Genomic DNA, 433 nt, shown 5'->3' with positions numbered 1-433 from the left:
GTACGAGGAGGTGTGGCGCTACGAATGGCTGATGAACCCCACCCCGGACGGGGATCCACAGGTACGGGGACACCCGCAAGCGCGTGCGTGCGCGCGTCGACGGCCATCCCCCCGTGCGAGTTCGGCCGGTCAGGGACTCCACCAGATCCGAGACGACGTCGGTGCGTGCAACGACATTGCCACCCCCTTAGGAAGAAAGTGTGATCTACGTCATCCCAGAAGCTACAGGAAGTGGAGGAGTGGACATGACAGAGACTCAGCAAGCACCCCGTACTTCACCAGGTCCTCCGGCATGACCTCGCTGAAGTTGTCGGTCGTGTCGAGATCCTTCTTGCTGGCGACCTCGGACCCGAAACCCATCCCCTTGCGACCCACGCCTACAAGACGATGTCCTTCCTCGCGATGGACGATCCCCGCCACGCCCGCCTGCGCA

The 433-nt window shown here is 63.0% G+C and carries 1 pseudogene; it reads right to left on the bottom strand.

What is annotated here, in order from left to right:
• Positions 1-255 precede the first annotated feature (255 nt).
• Positions 256-433, bottom strand: a pseudogene (locus AC3DEV_RS17205) (hypothetical protein); the annotation flags it as partial.

It is taken from the genome of Dietzia sp. IBK-p2-15D, assembly GCF_057773105.1.
The sequence above is the reverse complement of the archived record's forward strand: the minus strand, read 5'-3'. Positions and strand labels throughout refer to the sequence as shown.